1 protein-coding gene is annotated in these 248 nt (G+C 63.7%); it reads right to left on the minus strand.

Annotated features, from left to right (window positions below; translation table 11 throughout):
- Window positions 1-248: thymidylate synthase (gene thyA, locus QP119_RS11635; RefSeq protein WP_284776336.1), on the minus strand; the 248-nt coding region annotated here is incomplete at both ends.

Raw genomic sequence — 248 nt, forward strand, 5'->3', positions numbered from 1 at the left:
CATAGACCGGACCCAACTCGCCGTCGGCGTCGGCCCACTCGTTCCAGATGCGGATGCCATTGTCCTGCAGCCAGCGCACGTTGGAATCGCCGCGCAAAAACCACAGCAGTTCGCCGACGACACCCTTGAAGAAGACCTTCTTGGTGGTCAGCAGCGGGAACGACTCGGAGAGGTCGTAGCGGATCTGGCGGCCAAACACGCTGCGGGTGCCGGTGCCGGTGCGGTCACCTTTCGCGGTGCCGTTTTCC

It is taken from the genome of Corynebacterium frankenforstense, assembly GCF_030211955.1.
GTDB classification, from domain to species: domain Bacteria; phylum Actinomycetota; class Actinomycetes; order Mycobacteriales; family Mycobacteriaceae; genus Corynebacterium; species Corynebacterium frankenforstense_A.